This is a genomic window from Pseudomonas sp. NPDC096950 (genome assembly GCF_044762525.1).
Lineage (GTDB): Bacteria > Pseudomonadota > Gammaproteobacteria > Pseudomonadales > Pseudomonadaceae > Aquipseudomonas.
In genome coordinates this window covers 39106-57645 of sequence record NZ_JBIWEL010000036.1, presented here as the reverse complement: position 1 = coordinate 57645, position 18540 = coordinate 39106, and the positions used below count along the sequence as shown (strand labels likewise).

The following is an 18540-nucleotide window of genomic DNA, read 5'->3' as shown; positions in this document are numbered from 1 at the left end:
GTCTCCTTGACCCGGATTAATTCGGTTACGACCAGCGGCGAAAGATCAGCGAGGTGTTGACGCCGCCGAAGGCAAAGTTGTTGTTCATCACGTATTGGTTGCTCATCTGCCGGAATTCGCCGCGCAGGTAGTCGAGCTTGCCGCAGTGCGGGTCGATCTCGTCGAGGTTGAACGTATGGGCGTACAGGTCGCGGTTCATCATTTCGATGCTGAACCAGGACTCCAGTGCACCACAGGCCCCGAGGGTGTGGCCGAGGAAGCTTTTCTGCGAGCTGATCGGCATGTGCTCGCCGAACAACGCGCTGGTCGCCAGTGTTTCAGCGATGTCGCCTTGTTCAGTCGCGGTGCCATGGCCGTTGACGTAGCCGATGTGCGACGGCTGCAAACCGGCGTCTTCCAGGGCCAGTTCCATCGCTCGGCGCATAGTTGCCTGTTCCGGGCGGGTGGTGTGTTGGCCGTCGGCGTTGCTGCCGAAACCGACGAGTTCGGCGTGGATGTGCGCGCCACGGGCCAGGGCGTGTTCGAGTTCTTCGAGCACCAGCATGCCGCCGCCTTCGCCGATCACCAGGCCGTCGCGGCCCTTGTCATACGGGCGTGGGCTGGTTTGCGGGGCGTCGTTTTTCAGGCTGGTGGCGTAGAGCGCGTCGAAGACCATGGCTTCGGTCGGGCACAGTTCTTCGGCGCCGCCGGCGAGCATCAGCGGCAGGCGACCGAACTTGATCGATTCGTAGGCGTAGCCGATGCCCTGGCTGCCGCTGGTGCAGGCGCTGGACGTCGGGATCAACCGGCCGGTGAGGCCGAAGAAGATGCTGATATTCGCCGCCGTGGTGTGCGGCATCATCCGCACATAAGAGTTGGCGTTCAGGCCTTCCGCCACCGAGTTGAGCAGCATGTTGCCGAAGGCTTTGATCTCATCGGTGCTGCCGGTGGACGAACCGCAGGCGACGCCCATGCGCCCATCCTTGATCGATTCATCGCCCAACAACCCGGCGTCGGCCAGCGCCTGTTCAGCCGCACCGACAGCGAGGCGCGAGACGCGACCCATGCTGCGCAGTTGCTTGCGGGTCCAGTGGCTCGGGACTTTGAAGTCATCGATTGGCCCGGCCAGACGTGTGTTGAGTTCGGTAAACCGATCCCACTCGTCCATGCGACGGATGCCACTGCGGTTGGCCGCGAAGTTGGCGGCGATGGTGGCCCAGTCGCTGCCCAGTGAGGTGATGCCGGCCATGCCGGTGACGACGACGCGCTTCATCAGCACAGGCCTCCATTGACGGCCAGAACCTGCCGGGTGATGTACGAGGCTTCCGCCGACATCAGGAAATTCACGGCGCCGGCCACCTCTTCAGGGGTGCCCATGCGTTGTGCGGGGATCATTTTCATCAGTTCTTCCACCGGCACGTTTTCGTCGAGCATGGCAGTGTCGATCAGGCCGGGTGCGACACAGTTGACGGTAATCTTGCGCTTGCCCAGTTCGATCGCCAACGCTTTCGCCGCGCCGATCAACCCGGCCTTGGAGGCGCTGTAGTTGACCTGGCCACGGTTGCCGATCAACCCGGAAACCGAGGTAATGCACACAATCCGCCCGGCGGCGCGACGACGAATCATCGGCATCATCACCGGGTGCAGCACGTTGTAGAAACCGTCGAGGTTGGTGCGCATCACCACATCCCAATCATCCTCGCTCAGCGCCGGAAAAGCACCGTCGCGGGTCAGCCCTGCGTTGAGCACCACGCCGTAATAGGCGCCGTGGGTTTCAACGTCGGCTTCGAGAATGGCTTTGCAACTGGCACGGTCGGACACGTCGAATTGCAGCACGCGAGCGTTGCGGCCCAAGGCTTCGACTTCGGTTTTAACCGCTTCAGCCTCGGCCACACCGTTGCGGCAATGCAGCACGATGTCATGCCCGGCCTGGGCCAGGCGCAACGCGATGGCGCGGCCAATGCCACGGCTGGAGCCGGTGACCAGTACGGATTCAGTCATCACTCGACTCCTTGGATTTCTTGAAGATATTGCGCGGCCTGGGGCGGGCGGTACACGTTCAGGCGCGCGGTGGCGTGGATGCCGGGGGCGTTTATGTGGCATTCGAACACGCCCATGCCGCTGTCGTCTTCCAGGGAGCGCAGCCCATGGATGGTCAGCTCGGTGCCGGCGGGGAAGTGTTCGACGTTGCATTCAAATTTACGCGTGCCGAGCAGGAAGCCCAACTCCACTGCATCGCCACGGGCGCGGGCATGACAACCGGCATAAGCGGCGACGCTTTGCGCCATCAACTCGATGCCGACCCAGGCCGGCAGGCTGCCGTCGGGCCGGTTGAACAGGCCACCGGGCTTGACGGTGAGGCGGGTGTGAATCTGCTCGTCATCGAACGACAGGATCTGCTCGATGAGGATCATGTCGCCAGCGTGAGGCAGCAGTTCGGCGAGCGGCCAGTCAATCATGGGGCGTCTCCGATAATCAGGCTGACGTTATTGCCACCGAAGGCAAACGAATTGCTCATCAGGTAGCGGGGTGCAATGGACGCCAGGCGATGGGCCGGGGTCACCCAATTCAGTGGCGGCAGGTCCGGGTCGGGCTGGCCGTCCCAGACGTGGGGCGGCAGGGCGTGTTCGGGATTGTCCGCGCTCAGGCTCAACCAGCAAAACGCCGCTTCCAGGGCACCGGCGGCACCGAGGGTGTGGCCGGTCATCGGTTTGGTCGACGAGCAGGGCACGCCGTCCGGGAACAGCGCCGAGACCGCCAGGCTTTCCATGGCGTCGTTGTGTTGAGTGGCGGTGCCGTGCAGGTTCAGGTAACCGATTTGCGACGGTTGCAGATGGGCGCGGCTCAAGGCTTTACGCATCGCCTGCTGAGCGCCACGGCCGGTCGGTTCTGGTGCGGAAATGTGGTGCGCGTCGGAACTGGCGCCGCTGCCGAGCAGGGCAATTGCCGGGGTGTCACCGGCACTTTTGCTCATCAAAAACAGCACCGCCGCTTCGCCGATGTTGATGCCGTTGCGGTTGGCTGAAAAAGGATTGCAGCGCTGCTCGGACACCGCTTCCAGGGCCGAGAAACCGTTGAGGGTCAGCTTGCACAAACTGTCGACCCCGCCGCACAACACCGCGTCGCACATCCCCAGGTCCAACAAGCGCTGGGCGCTCATCAAGGCGCGGGCGCTGGAGGTGCACGCCGTGGAAATCACATAGGCCGGGCCGCTCAATTGCAGCCAGTCGGCGAGGAAATTCGCCGGGGCACCCAGTTCCTGTTGCTGATAGTCGTAGTCGTCGGGAAATTCATGTTCACGGACGTAATGGGCCAGCCCGCGACTGGCTTCGTCGATGCCCGAAGTGCTGGTGCCAAGCACGACGCCGACACGGCCAGGGCCGTTGGTCTGGATCGCGCGATCGATGTCCGGGCGAATTTGCAGGGCCGCTTCCAGCAGCAGTTGATTGTTGCGGCTGCGTTGCTCGGTCATCTCCGGTGGAATCGGCGCCAGCTCACCACGCACGGCGGCCACCGGCAGCGAACGTTCCAGCACCCAACCCGCCTCGCTGCGCATGCCGGAGCAATCGCCGGCAAACAGATTGCGCGCGACTTCCTGCTTGTCGCGACCCAGGGCGCAGATCAACCCCAAGGCGTTCAAATAGGCGGTCATGGCGTGTCCCCGCTCAGCGGCGTGACTTGGTATTTCGGACCTTTGGGCAGGTTCAATTCAAAGCTCAGCGGTCGCGAATAACGGACGTCCCAATGCTCTGGCAAGGACCGTTGCCCGCCATGTTGCCACGCGGCGGGATAGTTGTTTTGCAACTCGCCTTCCGGGGTCAGGGCAAACAACAGCGCGGCGAACAACTCGCGAGCCTCGGGGTTCGGCGGCAGCAGACCGTCGGCCTGCCAGTCGCCACCGACCAGTTTCTGCCGGGCCTGGGGAATGCCGAGCAAATCCATCATCGACCAACGCAGGGCCGGGCCTTCCTGCTGGATCACCAACACCCAATCCTGGCGATCGTCGGCCATCAGGCGCTGGATGTGCAGTTGCAGCGGCAACGCGAGGCTTGGAGTGTGCTCGGGCAACGGCGTGCGGCTGGCGCAAGCACTCAACAGCAGCGCACAGGCCACCAACAAAAAACGCCACAACACCACAAACCCTGTGGGAGCGGGCTTGCTCGCGAAGGCGTCCGTCCATCCAGCACTGTTGTCGACTGACCCACCGCTTTCGCGAGCAAGCCCGCTCCCACAGGGGTTTCCACAGGTTTGTTGAATTGCGCTAGACATCAAACAGCACCTTCAAGCGGCTTGCGCGCCACCACATTGACCAGCGTCTCTTCCCGCTGGCCAAAGGGCTTGGGCTTACGCAAACCAAAGCGTTCCAGCAAACCGAAATCCGTGGCGCGGCTCCACCACAAGTACGGGTAAGACACGTTTTGCGGTCCGAATTCGAAACCCTGTTGGCGAATCATCTCCAGATACCCGGCGGCGCTTTTCTGCACATGCATCGGATGCCGGAACAGCCAGCGAATCACCCACGTATCAATGTAAGCCTCGGTGGACTCGGCGAACAGCAGATAGCCGCCGGGTTTGAGCACCCGATAGAACTCGGCGAGGGCCTGATCCTGCTCCACCAGATGATGGAACGTCTGATGACAGAACAGCAGATCCACACTGGCATCCGGCACATTGAGCGTCGCGCAATCACTGCCGATCAACTCAACCGTCATGCCCTGACGCGCCGCTTCTTCAGCGCTGAGATTCAAGCTGTGCGGGTCCGCATCCACTCCGATCAAGCGCTGGGGCGCAAAGGTCTGGCGCAAATACTGGAACGACTTGCCCTGACCACATCCGGCATCCAGCAGCACTGGATTGCTCGGCAGCGACTCACTGAACAAACCCCGCAGATCATTGATCGCCACCCGCAACACATGGTGCTGCCAGGTGTGGCTGCGCAGGAACCAGAAACCGAATCGGGTTTCTTCGACGTAGTTGTCGCTCAAGTAACTCATGTGGCATCCCTTGCGCAAAATTCCGAAATCACCTTCAACCGGCGTTTCGCTTCGCTGACGAACGGGTTGCGTTCATCCCAGGCGTAACCGGCGAGGATCGAGGCGATCATGCGGCGGATTTCCGGAGAGCTGCCCTCATGGAAAATCACGTCCTGGAAGGTCCCGGTGTACCAGCCTTCGACGTAGCAACGGAAGGTGTCGACGCCGCGTTTGAGCGGGTCAGCGAATTCGGTTTGCCAGTCGACGCTTTCACCCTGCAATTGGCGATGCAGCACGCCGGCGGCCATGCTCGCCGAACGCATGGCGATGGTCACGCCGGAGGAAAACACCGGATCGAGGAATTCCGCCGCGTTGCCCAACAGCGCAAAGCCTGGGCCATGCAGCGTTTTGACGTTGGCCGAGTAGCCACCGATGGTGCGCGCCGGGGTGTCCCACACGGCATTGTCCAGCACGCCGGCCAGGCTTGGGGTTTCGGCGATGAAACCGCGCAGGCATTGGTCCAGATCATCGGTGCGACCGGCGAAATGTTCAGCGGCAGCGACCACGCCCACCGAGCACCGGCCGTTGCTGAACGGGATGGTCCAGAACCAGATGTCGCGATGGACCGGGTGGGTGGTGACGAGGATCTTGGTGCGGTCGAACGTCGGGTTGTCGATGTGGTCTTCGACGTGGGTAAACACTGCTTGGCGTTCCGGGAAATTCGACGGCGCTTCCAGGTCGAGCAAGCGCGGCAACACCCGGCCGTAACCACTGGCGTCGAGCACGAAATCCGCTTCGACGCGGTACTCGCTACCGTCCTCGCGCAACACGTTCAGCTGTGGTTTCGCCAGGCTGAAATCGGCGCTGACAATGGCTTCGCCGTAGCGCAATTCTACGCCTTGCAGCGCGGCCTGATCGGCCAGCAGCTTGTCGAAATCGGCGCGTTGCACCTGGAACGTCGTCGGCTTGCCGTTGCTGAAGGTGTCGCCGAAATCGAAGGCCGTGTATTCATCGCCCCAGGCGAACGCGGCACCGGTTTTCACCTGGAACCCGGCGGCATTCACCGCGTCGAGCATGCCGGCCTCTTCGACGAAATCCAGGCAATGGGACAACAGGCTTTCGCCGATGGAGAACCGTGGGAAGTGCTGGCGCTCGATCACCAATACATCGTGACCCTTGCGCTTGAGCAGCGCGGCGGCGATGGCGCCCGAAGGACCGGCACCGATGACGACGACCTGACGATGTTCCATTTCAACGGTTGGCACGGGGGCTCCTTGCCGGGGCGGCGATAGTCAGCGGGATTCGGTGCATGCCGGCCAGTGCCGGCAGCAGTGTGGCGATCAGACCCATCAGCATCAGCGCGAAATACAACGCCGGGCTGATGAGTTGTTGTTGCAGCAGCAGGTTGAGAAAGACGATCTCGCTCAACCCGCGAATATTCAGTAAAACGCTTTCCCGCCAGCGGCTGGCGCCATCAGACGAGACACCAGCCCAACCCAGACCCAGCCAGTTGCCCAGCAGTTTGCTGAAGATCGGGAACAGCAGCAGCGCCACCAGTTGCAACCAGTCAAGGCTGGCCATTGCGCTGTGCACATTGATCTGCACGATGCCGAACGTGAGGATCAGCGGGATGGCGATCCAGGTCTGCAAGCGATGCATCCAGATCGCCGGCAACGGCAACACCAGCGGGATTTTCAGCGCGGCCATGCACAGCAGATACCCGATACCGAAAATCAGCGCATTGAGCTTGAAGTGCTCGGCCACCACCAGCAGCGCGAAGAAACCGCCGCTGTACAACAACTGCTGGCGCAAACCGAGCAAGCGCAACAGCACCGGCAAACAGGCGCCGGCCAATGGCAGCAGCAGACTGCTCAGGTGCAGGCTGCCCTGGGCGAAGCCGAACAGCGTCCAGCACGTGAGGTCGATCAGGATCGCGGTTTGCACCAGGCGCCGGGTGGCATCGGGTGGATAGTTGATATGCCGCAAGTACAGGTACAACACCGGAATCGCGGTGATGGCGAACACCAGACCGACCGCCAATGAACTGAGCCACGATTGCGGCGGCAAGAGCCAGACCGCCGTGGCCAAACCGCAAGCGAACGGCAGGCAGAAACTCGGCAGGGCGATTTTCAGGCTCTGGCGATCCAGTTGCAGGTCGATCACGTCGCTGAGGATGTGCCCCAGCAGCAAGGCGAAACTCAGGCTGTAGAGGTTTTTCAGCCACACCGGCAAGATGAGATCCGAGCCGCTGAGCTGCCAGCCCGGTTCGATCCAGAAGTACATCAGCAGCGGCAGGCCGAAGGTCGCCAGCAGCAATTGGCTGACAATCGGGATCAGGCCGAAATGCCGACCGACGCGGGTCGCGACGGCGAACATGCCCAGGGCCATCGCCCAGAACAGCGCGATCATCATGCTGTCTGCTCCGCGACCGGAACGGCGTGGACTTGGCGTCCGGCCCACGGCGCCAGGATGAAACTGAACGCCAGGCCGAGGCTCACCGACAGACCGAAGTTGCTCACTGCCGGCGTACTGGACACCGCCAGCAAGCCGAACGACAGCCAAGTGGTCAGCGCCGCCAGCAAGGTGCCCAGCAGGCTCACGGCAGCGCCACCGACCTGTTCGCGCATGAGGATCGCGTAATCGACACTGATGGCCGTCACCAGCAACAGGCCGAACAGGCTGAACAATGTCAGCGGCTGGCCGAGCCAACCGAGGCAAGCGAGGCTGCACAGTGCGGCCAGCAGCGGCAGGGCGACGATTCGCAGCGCACCGCCGAGGCCGAACGGCAGGATCAGCACCAGCACGATCAGCACGCAGGAGGCGAGTTTCAGTTCAGCGGCGCTGATTTGGGTCTGGGCGAAGACATTGTTCAATTCGCCGAGACGATCCACCAGTTCAACGCCCGGCAAGTCCAGGGCCTGGACCCGCAGCAGCGACGGGTTGTTCAAGCCTTGCAGGCTGACCATGGCCGCGACGCCGCCATCCTCGGTCGGCCCCAGCCACAGCGTGCGATAAGGTTCGGCCAACGGCCCGACCAGCGCCGCGTCGATGTCTTCGACGGGCAGCGCCTGCAACTTGGTCAGCTCGGCTTGTAGCGCTTCGACTGGTACGCCAACGTCGAGCAGCGGTTGCCAGAATTGCGGCAGTTTGTTCAGTGCGTCGCGTACTTGTTTCTGTTCGCTCGGTTGACTGACCAACTGGTTGAGAGAGAGAAAGCCCTGGAGTTTGTCGAGGTTGACCAGTTGCTCCAGGCGATCATTCAGGGCGCTCTGGCGTTCGAGCAATTCCTGCTGATTGGCGGCGCGGATCAAAAAGAACTGACTAGTGGGCTGGAATCCGGTGATGCGCGCGATGGCCTGGGCTTCGTCGGTCAGATGCTGTGGCATGCCGACCCACTGGCGAATGTCGTTCTTGGTGCTGAGTTGCAACAGGCCACCGACACAGAAAGCAATCAGCAGCGCCAGCAACACCGGTGTGCGGACATGCTTGAGCAGCGTTTCACGCAGGTTCACCAAAAACTCGGCAACCCGCAGGGGCCATTGCGCCGGGCGCAGGTCCGCACCCTTGAGCAGCGCCGGCAACAGGCACACCGCCGACAAATAAGCACCGAGCAGCCCAGCGGCGGAGAACACGGCGATTTGCGTCAGGGCCGGGAACGGTGTCCAGGCCAGGGCGAGGTAGCCGATGCAACTGGTGATCAGGCTCAGCGTCAGCCCCGGCAGGGTCAGGCGCAGGGCCGGCCAACTGTTCCAGGGTTTCAGGCTCCAGCTCTTGGACAGGTAATGCAGGGGGTAATCGACCGCGACGCCGATCAGGCTGGAGCCGAGCACCAAGGTCATCACATGCATATGCCCGAACAGCGCCACGCACGCCACCATGCCGAACAACATACCCACCAGCACCGGGACAAACGCGAGCAATACGCGCAACCGCCGGAACGCCAACAGCAGCAGCAACAGGATGCCGAGCGTGGCGCCGCCACCGACCCAAGTCATTTCCCGGGTCGCTTGTTGCTGACCGTTAGCCGCGTAAAGCAAGCCGCTGGCGGCGAGCAATTGCACGTCACCCTGGGCCGCTTCTTCGCGACTGTGTTTGAGCAAATCGGCCACTTGCAGCGGCAGGTTCATGTCGAAGGCGTTACCGGTGGTACGCGCCCGCAGCAGCACCCAACTCTTGCCGTCGGCATCGGCGATCAACGCGCCGCTGCCGATGTCCAGTTGCACCGCGCCGTGTTGCGGCTGGCTGTTCTGGATGCGCCCGGTCAGGCCCAGCCAGTCATCCTGGCTCGGCACCAGGCTGAAACCAGTGAAGGGGTCGAACAGCGCTTGTACCCGCTGTTGGATGAACGCGTCGGGATGCTCAATCAGCTGTTGCCGATCCACATCCGAGAGCATCGCCAGACGACCTTGCAGCAACTGCGTGCGCAACGCAGGCAGGTCGGCTTGCAAGGTCCATTGGACTTTTTCGAACAAGCCGCTGGCCTGCCACTGTTCGCCGAGTTTCTGCGCCATGGCCACGGCTTGCTGGCGATCGGTGTGGCCAACCAGCACCAGCATTTCGCGATTCAGCGGTTCTTGCATGCGTTGTTCGGCGCGCAGTTCCAGCGCGTCCGGTGCCGTGCCGGGCACCAGTTCCATCAGGTTGGCCGACAGCGGTGCTCCGTCACGCCATTGCCAACCGGCGAGCGCAAGCACCGCCAGCAGCAGGATCAGGAACAGCCGCGGGAGCCTGCGTTCACTCGGCAAAGTCATGTTGCTCCGCGTCGCTCAACGGTTGGGCGCTGGTGCTGTCCTGCATGCGCAACAGGGTGCTGTCTCCTTGGGTTTCCAGTAGCTCGATGGTGTTCACCAACTCGCCACCATCAATGTTGATCTGGTTGAACACTTGCTTGAGCAGCATCGAGCGCGGGGTCAGGGTCAGCTTCCATTTCTGCGCGTCGCCACTCAGCGCCAGCTCAAAATCCCGTTGCAAGCCGCTGCTGTCACCTTGCAGCACGGCGAGGAACAAACGGTTCTGCTCAGCCCCGGCGCTCTTGCCCGGCAGCAGTTGCCAGCCGTTGGCATCACGCCGGGCGATGCCCTTGGCATTGATGCGGTAATCCTGTTGCAGCGGGGTTTTTAGCAGCCAGAGCAAGCCGTGGTTTTTCGCCAGGACGAAGGTGCCCTTGCTGACCAGCGGCTGGGGCAGGGCACGCAAGTGTTTTTCCTGGATGAAGTGGCCGTGGATCACGTCCGGCTTGGCCAGTTGATCGCTGAGTTGTTGCAGGTCGAACGCCTGCGCGAGCGAAGTAAAACTCACCATCAACAGGCCCAACACGATCCCGTAGCAGCTGCCGAGCCCGCGAGGCTGCGTTCGGCGGCGAAGCCGTCGTAAAACCTGTGTATGCGGTGTTTCAGGTAAATCGCGTGGCGACTGCTTCGCAGCCGAACGCAGGCTTCGCCAGCTGCTACAGGTGAATATCCGGAAAATCATGGCAGCATCCTTTCAACAGCGTCGGTGAACACTTTCGGCGAGGCCAATTGCATCTCGCGGCTGCTCATGTCGACCGCGACCTGCACCGAGCTGGCGCGGGTCAGGCGTTCTCCGGTGTGCAGGTCGCTGATCAGGTAGTTGATCTTCAACCGGTTCTCCCACTCCACCAGACTGGCGCGGACGTTGAGCTTCTGGCCGAACACCGCACCGCGCACGTAGCGCAGTTGCAGGTCGATCACCGGCCAGGCAAAACCCGACTCGACCATGGCGGTGTAGTTGTGGCCGAGCTTGTCCAGCAGCGCACAGCGGGCGACTTCCAGGTATTTGACGTAATGGCCGTGCCACACCACGTTCATGGTGTCGACGTCAAAGAACGGCACGAGGATTTCCGTATCGGCGTGAAGCACTCCCTTGCTACGCATGCAGCCTCCAGTGTTGCTCGGCGATCCGTTTCAGACACAGGCGCAACTCGCCTTCCAGGGCACGGTCTTCGATCACCGGCGGAAAATCCTTGGCCAGTTCTTCGTGCATGGCGGCGAGGGATGGCGGCAACGGGCGTGCGTCTTCGGCCTGGCTGCGCAGCCAGACGCCTTGGTTGGCGGCCAGCAGGGTGGCGGCGGCCACTTGTTCGGTCAGCTCCAGCACGCGCACAGCATCCCGGGCGGCGATGGTGCCCATGCTGACTTTGTCTTGGTTGTGGCACTCGGTGGAGCGCGAGAACACGCTGGCTGGCATCGTGTTTTTCAACGCTTCGGCGGTCCAGGCACTGGTGCCGATCTGCACGGCTTTGAAGCCGTGGTTGAGCATCGCCCGGTCCGCGCTGGCGCCAGACAGGTTGCTCGGCAACCCGTGGTTGTAACGCTCATCCACCAGCAGCGCGAGTTGCCGATCGAGCAAATCAGCGACGTTGGCGACGAGGGTTTTCAGGCTGTCCATGGCGAACGCGATATGGCCGCCGTAGAAGTGCCCGCCGTGGAGCACGCGTTCGGCTTCGGCGTCGATGATCGGGTTGTCGTTGGCGCTGTTGAGCTCGATCTCGATGAACGAACGCAACCAGTTCAGGCTGTCGGCCAACACGCCGAGCACATGCGGCGCGCAACGCAGGGAATAGCGATCTTGCAGGCGATGCAGCGGCGCGGTGGGCGCGTCGATCGCCAGATCCTTGCGCAACCACGCGGCGACTTGCATCTGCCCCGGGTGCGGTTTGGTGGCGAACAGGCGTTCGTCGAAATGCTCCGGGTTGCCTTGCAGCGCAACCACGTTCAACGCGGTGATGCGGGTGGCCAGTTGCAGTAGGTAATCGGCACGGGCGAAGGCCAGGCACGCGATGCCGGTCATCACGGCGGTGCCGTTCATCAACGCCAGGGCTTCTTTCGGGCGCAGCACCAGCGGCGTCCAGCCGAGTTCGCGATGCACATCGGCGGCCTCGCGGCGTTCGCCACGGAACATCACTTCGCGCTCGCCGGACAAGGTCGCGGCGACGTAGGACAGCGGCGTCAAATCACCGCTGGCGCCCACCGAACCTTCCTCCGGGATCAGCGGCAGAATGTCGTGCTCAAGGAAGGCTTGCAGGCGTTCCAGCAATTCCACGCGCACCCCGGACACGCCGTGGCACAGCGACTGCAAACGCGCCGCGAGTACTGCGCGAGTCGCTTGGGCGTCGAGCAGTTTGCCCAGGCCGCAGCCGTGGAACGTATACAGATGACGCGGCAGCGCTTCGACGTGATGCAACGGCACCGCGACCACGCAGGAATCGCCGTAACCGGTGGTCACGCCGTAGATCACGCCTTCCTTGTCCAGCAGGGAATCGAGGAAGCGCGCACCCTTGGCAATGCGCTCGCGGTATTCGGGGTCGTCCTGCAACCGGGTCGGCGCCTGACGGTTGGCCAGGGCCAGCACGTCTTCGATGCGCAAAGGGAGTTCGCCGAAGGTTACCGGCTCAAGCGTTGGCGTCGTCATCGGTCTTCCAGAAAGGGTAAAAGTTGAACCATTGTTGAGGCGCTTCAAGGCAATAGTGACCCAAGCGTTCGGCGTAGCGGGAGGCCCACTGATGAATGACCTGTTCGCGGTCGCTGCGCTTCCACACCACGGCTTCGGTGAACGGTTCGAGGGTCAGTCGATAATCACCGGTGGGTTTCTTCAGGCACAGCAGCAAATTGACTTTGCACTTGAGCAAACCGGCCAGCAGCCACGGGCCCTGGGGGAACGCCGCTGGGTGGCCGAGGAAATCCACGGTCACGCTGCGCCCGCCATGCAAGGGCACGCGGTCGCCGGCAATCGCCAGCCACTCGCCGCGCTCCAGGCGTTCGTGCAATTGCAGCATGATCACCGGGTCCAGTTCGCTGACCTGGACCAGACGCAAATTGGTCGCCCCGGCTTCGCCGAGCAAACGGTTGAATTGCTCGGCGTGCTTGGTGTGCACCAGCACGTTCATGGTGACCTTTTCGCCGATCTCCGCCAGGGCGCGGCAGACTTCGAGATTGCCCAGGTGTGCGCCCACCAGCATCTGCCCACGGGCGCCGCGCAGTTGGGTGCGCAACAGCGCCGGGTCGATGATTTCGATCTGCTCCAGTCGCAGCTTGCCGTTCCACACGTCGAGCTTGTCGAGCATCGAATCGGCGAAGGCCATGAACTGACCGAAGACCCGCCAATGGGTCGGACGCAATTCCGGGCGAGCACTCCAGTCGGCCAGGCGTTGCTGGTATTGCCAGGCACTTTTGCGCGCGCTGCGACCGAACAGGAAAAAGTACAAAACGATGCCGTACAGCAACGGGCTCAACAGCCGCCGGCCCAGCACTTTGGCGCAGAGTGCGGTGAATTTCATCAGCCAGAAACTGCCGCGTTCTTCGCGGTCGGCCCAGTGTTTTTTGTCCGTGTTAACGGTCATGTGCGCCACCGCCGCCAGAGGATCACCGGAGCGCGCAGTAACATGCCGAAGAACAGGCGGGTGTGCATGCTCGAAATCAAAACGTTGTCGTGGAACAGGCGAAAGTGCGAGACGCCGTCCAGCGGGTAATGAACCTTGGTTTGCAGCCATTGCATCGGCAGATTGCGCCAGGCCAGCCGCACCAGAATGTCCGAATCGAAGTCCATGCGTTTGCCGATCCTCGCCGAACTGATCAGCGCCAGGGTCGGTGGCAATGGATACACGCGGAAGCCGCACATCGAATCGCGGATCTGCAACGACAGGGTGTTGATCCACACCATCACGTGGGTCAGGTAACGCGCATACAAACGGCCCTTGGGCACGCTGGCGTCGTAGAGTGGGTAACCGCAGATGACCGCTTCGGGATGGGTGCGGGACTGTTCGATGAAGGTCTCGACGTCAGCGAGGTCATGCTGGCCGTCGGCGTCTACCTGTAAGGCGTGTGTGAAGCCCAGGCGCGCGGCTTCGCGCAAACCGGTCATCACGGCGCCGCCCTTGCCCTGATTGAGAGTGAGACGGATCAGGTAGGTCTTGTCCTGCAGCGCTAGCTGGTCGAGCACCTTGGCGCAGGCCTGGGTGCTGGCGTCGTCCACCAGGATGCACGGCAAACCTTGGGCGAGCAGCGCTTCTACCACCGTGGTGATAGCTGTTTCGTGGTTGTAGACCGGGATGACGGCGCATGGGTTATGCATTTTGATACCCACCGCGCCCTTGTAGCAGCTGGCGAAGCCTGCGTTCGGCCGCGAAGCGGTCGCAAACCAGATCAACGAGGTCCTTCAGAATCACCACGGCGGTCTGATTGCGAGCGCTTCGCACTCGGACGCAGCCTGCGGCAGCTGCTACACGGGAATTCAACTTACCCACAGGTCGCCTCCAGCACAATCCGTCCGCTGGAGCAGGTGGCGGTGTCGTTGCGGTAGGCGAAATACAACTTGCTGCGCACCGGGTCGAAGCGCAGGTGCAACTGGATTTCATCGCCAGGACGCACCAGTTGCTGGAATTTCAGCACTTCCATGCCAGCGAACGTGGCCGGCAAATCCATCAGTTGCTGGCCGAGGCTCAGCGCCCAATCCACCTGCACCACACCGGGCAAAACCGGTGCTTGTGGGAAGTGGCCGCTGAAGTAAGCCAGGTCCGGCGGCACCGCCAGTTGCAGGCTCCACTCGCCATCGGTTTCGACCTGTTGCAGCACGTCCGGCGCCTTGGGGCGCGGGGCCAGCAGCAGGGCTTCGACGTCGGCCTGGGGCAGTTTGCCCTGGGCGTTCAGCGGCAGTTGTCGCAGCAAGCGCCAGCGCCGTGGCAAGGCCAGGGCTTCGCAATGCTGGCTCAGGTGCTGACGCAGTTCTTGGGTGAGCGTACGCCGCCCCTGATTGCGCAAGGCATGCAGCCCTTGTTGGCTGAGCACCAGCAGCGCCCCCAACGAGGCGCGGTTTTCCTGAACCACCCCGAGGCGCGCTTCGGCGACCCAGTCGTGGGCCATCAGTGCCTGTTCCAGCATCGGTAGCGAGATACGTTTTTCTTCCAGTTTGACGATGCGGTCCAGTCGGCCCAGCAGTTCGAAACGGCCGTCAGCGGCGATCCGTGCGGCGTCGGCGGTGTGTTCGATGTGGTCGGCGGGCAGGTACGGCGAGGCGATGAGCAGGGCGCCGTCGCTGTCCTGGCTCAGCAGTACGTCGGCGAATGGCTGCCAGAGGTCGTGCCCCTGACGCCAGGCAATGCCGCCGGTTTCCGAGCTGCCGAGAATTTCCGTCGGCCATTGCTGCAAGCGTTCGAACAGGCTTTGTGCAGCCTCGGCAGGCAAGGCGCCACCGGAGGAAAACACCCGACGCACCGCGCTCAAGGCTGGCCAGTCGAGGTTATCGCCCATGCGCTTGAGCAACGCCGGACTGGCGACCCAGGCGAACGCCGGGTGTTCGCGGCTGGCCCGCTGCAGGTCTTCCGGGAACGCCAGTTGTTTGCGCACGAACGGGCGCCCGGCACACAACGGCCAAAGCACGCGGAACAGCAAACCGTAGATATGCTGAGTGCCGACGCTGCCGATGATGCAAGCCTGGCCCAGGTCGGCGCCCCAGAGCTGCTCAAGGGCTTCGACTTCATTGGCCAGTTGCCGCAGGGTTTTGTCGATGCGCTTGGGTTCGCCGCTGGAGCCGGAGGTGCACAGGCTCAACTGACAGCGATCCAGATCCAGCGCGGCGGCGGGCATCGGTGAATGCTGATAATCAGCCAGATGCGCATCGTCGGCCTGATCGGTCAGCCACAGATCGACTTCGCTCGACCAGCGCTGGCGCGTCTGGGGCTGCAAATCGGCGGGCAGCAAAACGCTGACCCCGGCACGCCAGGCACCCAGCAGCGCAATCGCCAGGTCGGCGGCATCTTCCAGGTGCACGGCAATACGCCGCACGCCCTGGGCTTGCAGGCCGGCGGCGAGGCTCAGGGCCTGCTCGCACAGTTGTGCGTGATTCAACGCCGGCTCGGCCGTCAAGGCACGTTCCGGTTGAGCCTTGAGCAGCAATTGCTCAAGTGTTATCCAAGTCATGGGTGGCCTCGTACCCGTTGTCGTATGAGCCATTCAATGGCAAACATCAGGCCGATCAACCCGTAGGAGATCAGGCCGGTGTACAACATCCACCAACTCAGCGGCGCCCAAAGGGTCAGCGCGGCGGCGCACAATCCGTTGCAGAGAAAAAACACGCTCCAGGCCACCGTGACCTGGCGCGTATAAACAATTGCCTTGGCCGGTAAGTGCGGTTCACGCAGACGGGCCAGGCGTTCGGCCATCGGCGGGCCGTATTTCAGGCTCAGCCCGAACAGCACCAGCATGAAGCCGCTGATCAGCACCGGGTACCAACGCAGCAGCATCGGACTGTCGAACAGCGCCAGCAGCAGGCAAAACACGATGGCCACGATGGCCATCCACAAACTGCCCGGCCGCCGCACGCCGGTCAGCGCTCGCGCCAGCCACAGGCTGCCCAGCAGCAAGCCGAACTGCCACGGCGCGAAGTGCTCCATGCCGAAATACACCGCAAAGGGGTACAGCAGGCCCGCCAGCAGCAGGCCGAGGCCGATCACTCGACTCATGCGGCCGGTTGAACCAGACGGTAGACCGCCTCGACCACGTCGCTGACGGTACGCACCGATTTGAATTCTTCGGCGGCGATTTTCTTGCCGGTCTGGCGCTTGATGTGATCGATCAGGTCGACGGCGTCGATGCTGTCGATTTCCAGGTCCTGATACAGGTTGGATTCCAGGCTCACGCGCTCGGGGTCCAGCTCGAAGAGTTCGACCAGGGCATCGCGCAGGGTGTTGAAGATATCGTCACGAGTTTGCATGGTCCGGTCTCAAGCTGCCTGTTTTGCAGTGACGAACGCCGCAAGGCTCGCCACGTTGCTGAAGTGATTACGGGTGTCCTTGGCGTCGGCATCGATCTTGATGCCGTACTTTTTCTGGATTGCCAGGCCGAGTTCCAGGGCGTCTACCGAGTCCAGGCCCAGGCCTTCGCCGAACAGGGTCTGGTCGTCGCCGATGTCGTCGGCGCTGATGTCTTCGAGGCCCAGGGCTTCGATGATCAGGGTTTTTATCTCACGGTGCAGATCGCTCATCTTCGGCGAGCTCCTTAATAAAGTAGTGATGCAGGTAATCGTTGAGCTTGCGCGAAGCCTGGGGCGCAGGGCCTTGCGCGGCAAAGGCCTGTGGGTCTATATCGGCCCCGACACGGAAACTGAAGTGCACGCGACGTTTCGGGATCCGATACCAGGGTTCGGCCTTGGTCAAAGTGCTCGGGCTGACCTTGATAATCACCGGGGTGAGGATTTTCGCACCCCGCAGGGCAATGGCCGCGGCACCCCGATGAAAGGCCGGTGGCTGGCCGGGTTGGGTGCGGGTACCTTCGGGGAAAATGATCAAGGTCTGGCCGCTTTTCAGCGCGTCGGCCGCGGCGTCGAGCATGTCCATGCTGCCGTCGTTGCTGATGTATTCGGTGCGGCGCAACGGCCCGCGGGTGAACGGGTTATCCCAAAGACTCTGTTTGACCACGCAGTTGCTATGGCGCACCAGGCCAATCAGAAACACCACGTCGATCAGCGATGGATGATTGGCGATGATCATCTGCCCCGGCCGCCCGAGTTTTTCCGCGCCCTGGATGTCGTAGGTCAGCACGCCGGTGCGAGCCATGAACCGCACAAAAAACCAGAAACAGCGACTGACGATTTTCCGCGCCCGCAGCCGATGGGCCTGGGCATCGCCGGGCAGGCAGCCAAGCAGCGGGAAAACCAGCAATCGCAGGCACAGGCCACCCAACCCGAACAGGGTGAAGCTCGCGGCGGTGGCCAGCAGGCGCCAATAGTAGGCGTCGCGGTTTTTATCGATTACGGGTTGCGTTGCCAGGTCCATACACGATTTTTCCAGGCATGTTGGCAGGTTGACTGCTGGCCGAGCAGGGTACGCAATAGATTCAAGGCATGGGGCCAGTGAGCGTTGGACAGTTCATCCGGATGGCTGTTCAGGGACAGCTGCCAGTCGGTGCCGGGGGTCAGCAGCAGACCGACCGCGTAAGGGAACGGCACATCGTCGATCCAGGCCGAGTAGGCCTCGGGCGGTTGTTCTTCGGTGACCACCAGCAACACAGCGGGTGCGCCTTCCGAAAGCAGCGCCGCGGCCTCAAGCATGCCGTGTTCAAGACCGTCGCCAGCGGCGGCGAGAGCGGTCATTTCGCTGGTTTCGCCGCGCATGATCGACCACAGGCCGATGATCGCGTTGTGCACCGAAAGGCTGAATTGGGTCGGCGACAGCGGCTGATCGGCGGCCAGATCGCTGAGGATATCGAAGGTGCGCGGGGTTTCGCCGTGCCGGGAAATAAAGACCAACGGTAGGTCCTGCCGACCATCGGCCAACGGCCAGCCGACACTGAAGGCCATCCGCGCGAGGCGGCTGAGTCGTCGGCGCTGCATGGCCGGCAGAAACGACACGTCGGGGGCGGCATCGCTGCTTGGGAGCACGACCGGTTGTCGGCTCCAGGCCTGCCAATCGTCCACGCTTTCGAGCCCAGGGGCCCATGCGCGCCATTGGGCGATGTTGAAGTTGATCACAAAGATTCATCCCGCCCCTGCGGGCTTTCCTTGACGCGGTGAGTCGCAAAATCTGCGCCCAACTTACGTGGCGCTAAACGCCGAGTGGCGCGCATTATCCCGGTGC

20 protein-coding genes are annotated in these 18540 nt (G+C 62.6%); all 20 read right to left on the bottom strand.

The window, feature by feature from the left end; genetic code table 11:
* Nucleotides 1-25: 25 nt before the first annotated feature.
* On the bottom strand, nt 26-1252 hold the full coding sequence (locus ACIQY3_RS32435; RefSeq protein WP_403028256.1) for a beta-ketoacyl-ACP synthase: 1227 nt from the start codon (nt 1250-1252) through the stop codon (nt 26-28).
* The gene (gene fabG, locus ACIQY3_RS32430) at nt 1252-1980 is read right to left on the bottom strand and encodes a 3-oxoacyl-ACP reductase FabG (RefSeq protein WP_403028253.1); all 729 of its coding nucleotides are present in this window, start codon (nt 1978-1980) and stop codon (nt 1252-1254) included. Before fabG ends, ACIQY3_RS32435 begins: the two co-directional genes overlap by 1 nt.
* Nucleotides 1980-2438, bottom strand: coding sequence for a hotdog family protein (locus tag ACIQY3_RS32425; RefSeq protein ID WP_054053151.1), 459 nt, complete (start codon nt 2436-2438; stop codon nt 1980-1982). The genes fabG and ACIQY3_RS32425 overlap by 1 nt, the downstream gene beginning before the upstream one ends.
* A complete protein-coding gene (locus ACIQY3_RS32420) occupies nt 2435-3631 on the bottom strand; it encodes a beta-ketoacyl-[acyl-carrier-protein] synthase family protein (RefSeq protein WP_403028250.1) in 1197 nt (398 codons plus the stop codon). The genes ACIQY3_RS32425 and ACIQY3_RS32420 overlap by 4 nt, the downstream gene beginning before the upstream one ends.
* Complete coding sequence (locus tag ACIQY3_RS32415) at nt 3628-4110, bottom strand: hypothetical protein (RefSeq protein WP_403028247.1); 483 nt, start codon at nt 4108-4110, stop codon at nt 3628-3630. The genes ACIQY3_RS32420 and ACIQY3_RS32415 overlap by 4 nt, the downstream gene beginning before the upstream one ends.
* 137 nt (nt 4111-4247) lie before the next feature.
* On the bottom strand, nt 4248-4973 hold the full coding sequence (locus ACIQY3_RS32410) for a class I SAM-dependent methyltransferase (RefSeq protein ID WP_403028245.1): 726 nt from the start codon (nt 4971-4973) through the stop codon (nt 4248-4250).
* On the bottom strand, nt 4970-6217 hold the full coding sequence (locus tag ACIQY3_RS32405) for an NAD(P)/FAD-dependent oxidoreductase (protein WP_403028242.1): 1248 nt from the start codon (nt 6215-6217) through the stop codon (nt 4970-4972). Before ACIQY3_RS32405 ends, ACIQY3_RS32410 begins: the two co-directional genes overlap by 4 nt.
* Nucleotides 6204-7364 (bottom strand): sodium:proton antiporter, encoded by a 1161-nt coding sequence (locus tag ACIQY3_RS32400; protein WP_403028241.1) that lies wholly within the window; start codon nt 7362-7364, stop codon nt 6204-6206. The genes ACIQY3_RS32405 and ACIQY3_RS32400 overlap by 14 nt, the downstream gene beginning before the upstream one ends.
* A complete protein-coding gene (locus ACIQY3_RS32395; RefSeq protein ID WP_403028238.1) occupies nt 7361-9703 on the bottom strand; it encodes an MMPL family transporter in 2343 nt (780 codons plus the stop codon). The genes ACIQY3_RS32400 and ACIQY3_RS32395 overlap by 4 nt, the downstream gene beginning before the upstream one ends.
* Complete coding sequence (locus tag ACIQY3_RS32390) at nt 9687-10253, bottom strand: outer membrane lipoprotein carrier protein LolA (protein WP_403028316.1); 567 nt, start codon at nt 10251-10253, stop codon at nt 9687-9689. The genes ACIQY3_RS32395 and ACIQY3_RS32390 overlap by 17 nt, the downstream gene beginning before the upstream one ends.
* A 167-nt stretch (nt 10254-10420) precedes the next feature.
* Nucleotides 10421-10846, bottom strand: a complete 426-nt coding sequence (locus ACIQY3_RS32385; RefSeq protein ID WP_054053165.1) for a thioesterase family protein — start codon at nt 10844-10846, stop codon at nt 10421-10423.
* A complete protein-coding gene (gene hutH / locus ACIQY3_RS32380) occupies nt 10839-12383 on the bottom strand; it encodes a histidine ammonia-lyase (protein ID WP_213940104.1) in 1545 nt (514 codons plus the stop codon). The genes ACIQY3_RS32385 and hutH overlap by 8 nt, the downstream gene beginning before the upstream one ends.
* Entirely contained in the window at nt 12364-13311 is a 948-nt protein-coding gene (locus ACIQY3_RS32375; protein WP_403028234.1) for a glycosyl transferase, read from the bottom strand. Before ACIQY3_RS32375 ends, hutH begins: the two co-directional genes overlap by 20 nt.
* Nucleotides 13308-14042 (bottom strand): glycosyltransferase family 2 protein, encoded by a 735-nt coding sequence (locus ACIQY3_RS32370; RefSeq protein WP_403028231.1) that lies wholly within the window; start codon nt 14040-14042, stop codon nt 13308-13310. The genes ACIQY3_RS32375 and ACIQY3_RS32370 overlap by 4 nt, the downstream gene beginning before the upstream one ends.
* A 164-nt stretch (nt 14043-14206) precedes the next feature.
* On the bottom strand, nt 14207-15886 hold the full coding sequence (locus ACIQY3_RS32365) for an AMP-binding protein (protein ID WP_403028228.1): 1680 nt from the start codon (nt 15884-15886) through the stop codon (nt 14207-14209).
* On the bottom strand, nt 15883-16428 hold the full coding sequence (locus ACIQY3_RS32360; protein ID WP_403028225.1) for a hypothetical protein: 546 nt from the start codon (nt 16426-16428) through the stop codon (nt 15883-15885). The genes ACIQY3_RS32365 and ACIQY3_RS32360 overlap by 4 nt, the downstream gene beginning before the upstream one ends.
* Nucleotides 16425-16679, bottom strand: a complete 255-nt coding sequence (locus ACIQY3_RS32355; protein ID WP_007992314.1) for an acyl carrier protein — start codon at nt 16677-16679, stop codon at nt 16425-16427. The genes ACIQY3_RS32360 and ACIQY3_RS32355 overlap by 4 nt, the downstream gene beginning before the upstream one ends.
* Before the next feature lie 9 nt (nt 16680-16688).
* Nucleotides 16689-16949 (bottom strand): phosphopantetheine-binding protein, encoded by a 261-nt coding sequence (locus ACIQY3_RS32350; RefSeq protein ID WP_403028223.1) that lies wholly within the window; start codon nt 16947-16949, stop codon nt 16689-16691.
* Nucleotides 16930-17739: a lysophospholipid acyltransferase family protein gene (locus tag ACIQY3_RS32345; protein ID WP_403028220.1), complete on the bottom strand. Its 810-nt coding sequence runs from the start codon at nt 17737-17739 to the stop codon at nt 16930-16932. Before ACIQY3_RS32345 ends, ACIQY3_RS32350 begins: the two co-directional genes overlap by 20 nt.
* Nucleotides 17715-18440 (bottom strand): beta-ketoacyl synthase chain length factor, encoded by a 726-nt coding sequence (locus ACIQY3_RS32340; protein WP_403028291.1) that lies wholly within the window; start codon nt 18438-18440, stop codon nt 17715-17717. The genes ACIQY3_RS32345 and ACIQY3_RS32340 overlap by 25 nt, the downstream gene beginning before the upstream one ends.
* Nucleotides 18441-18540: the final 100 nt, after the last annotated feature.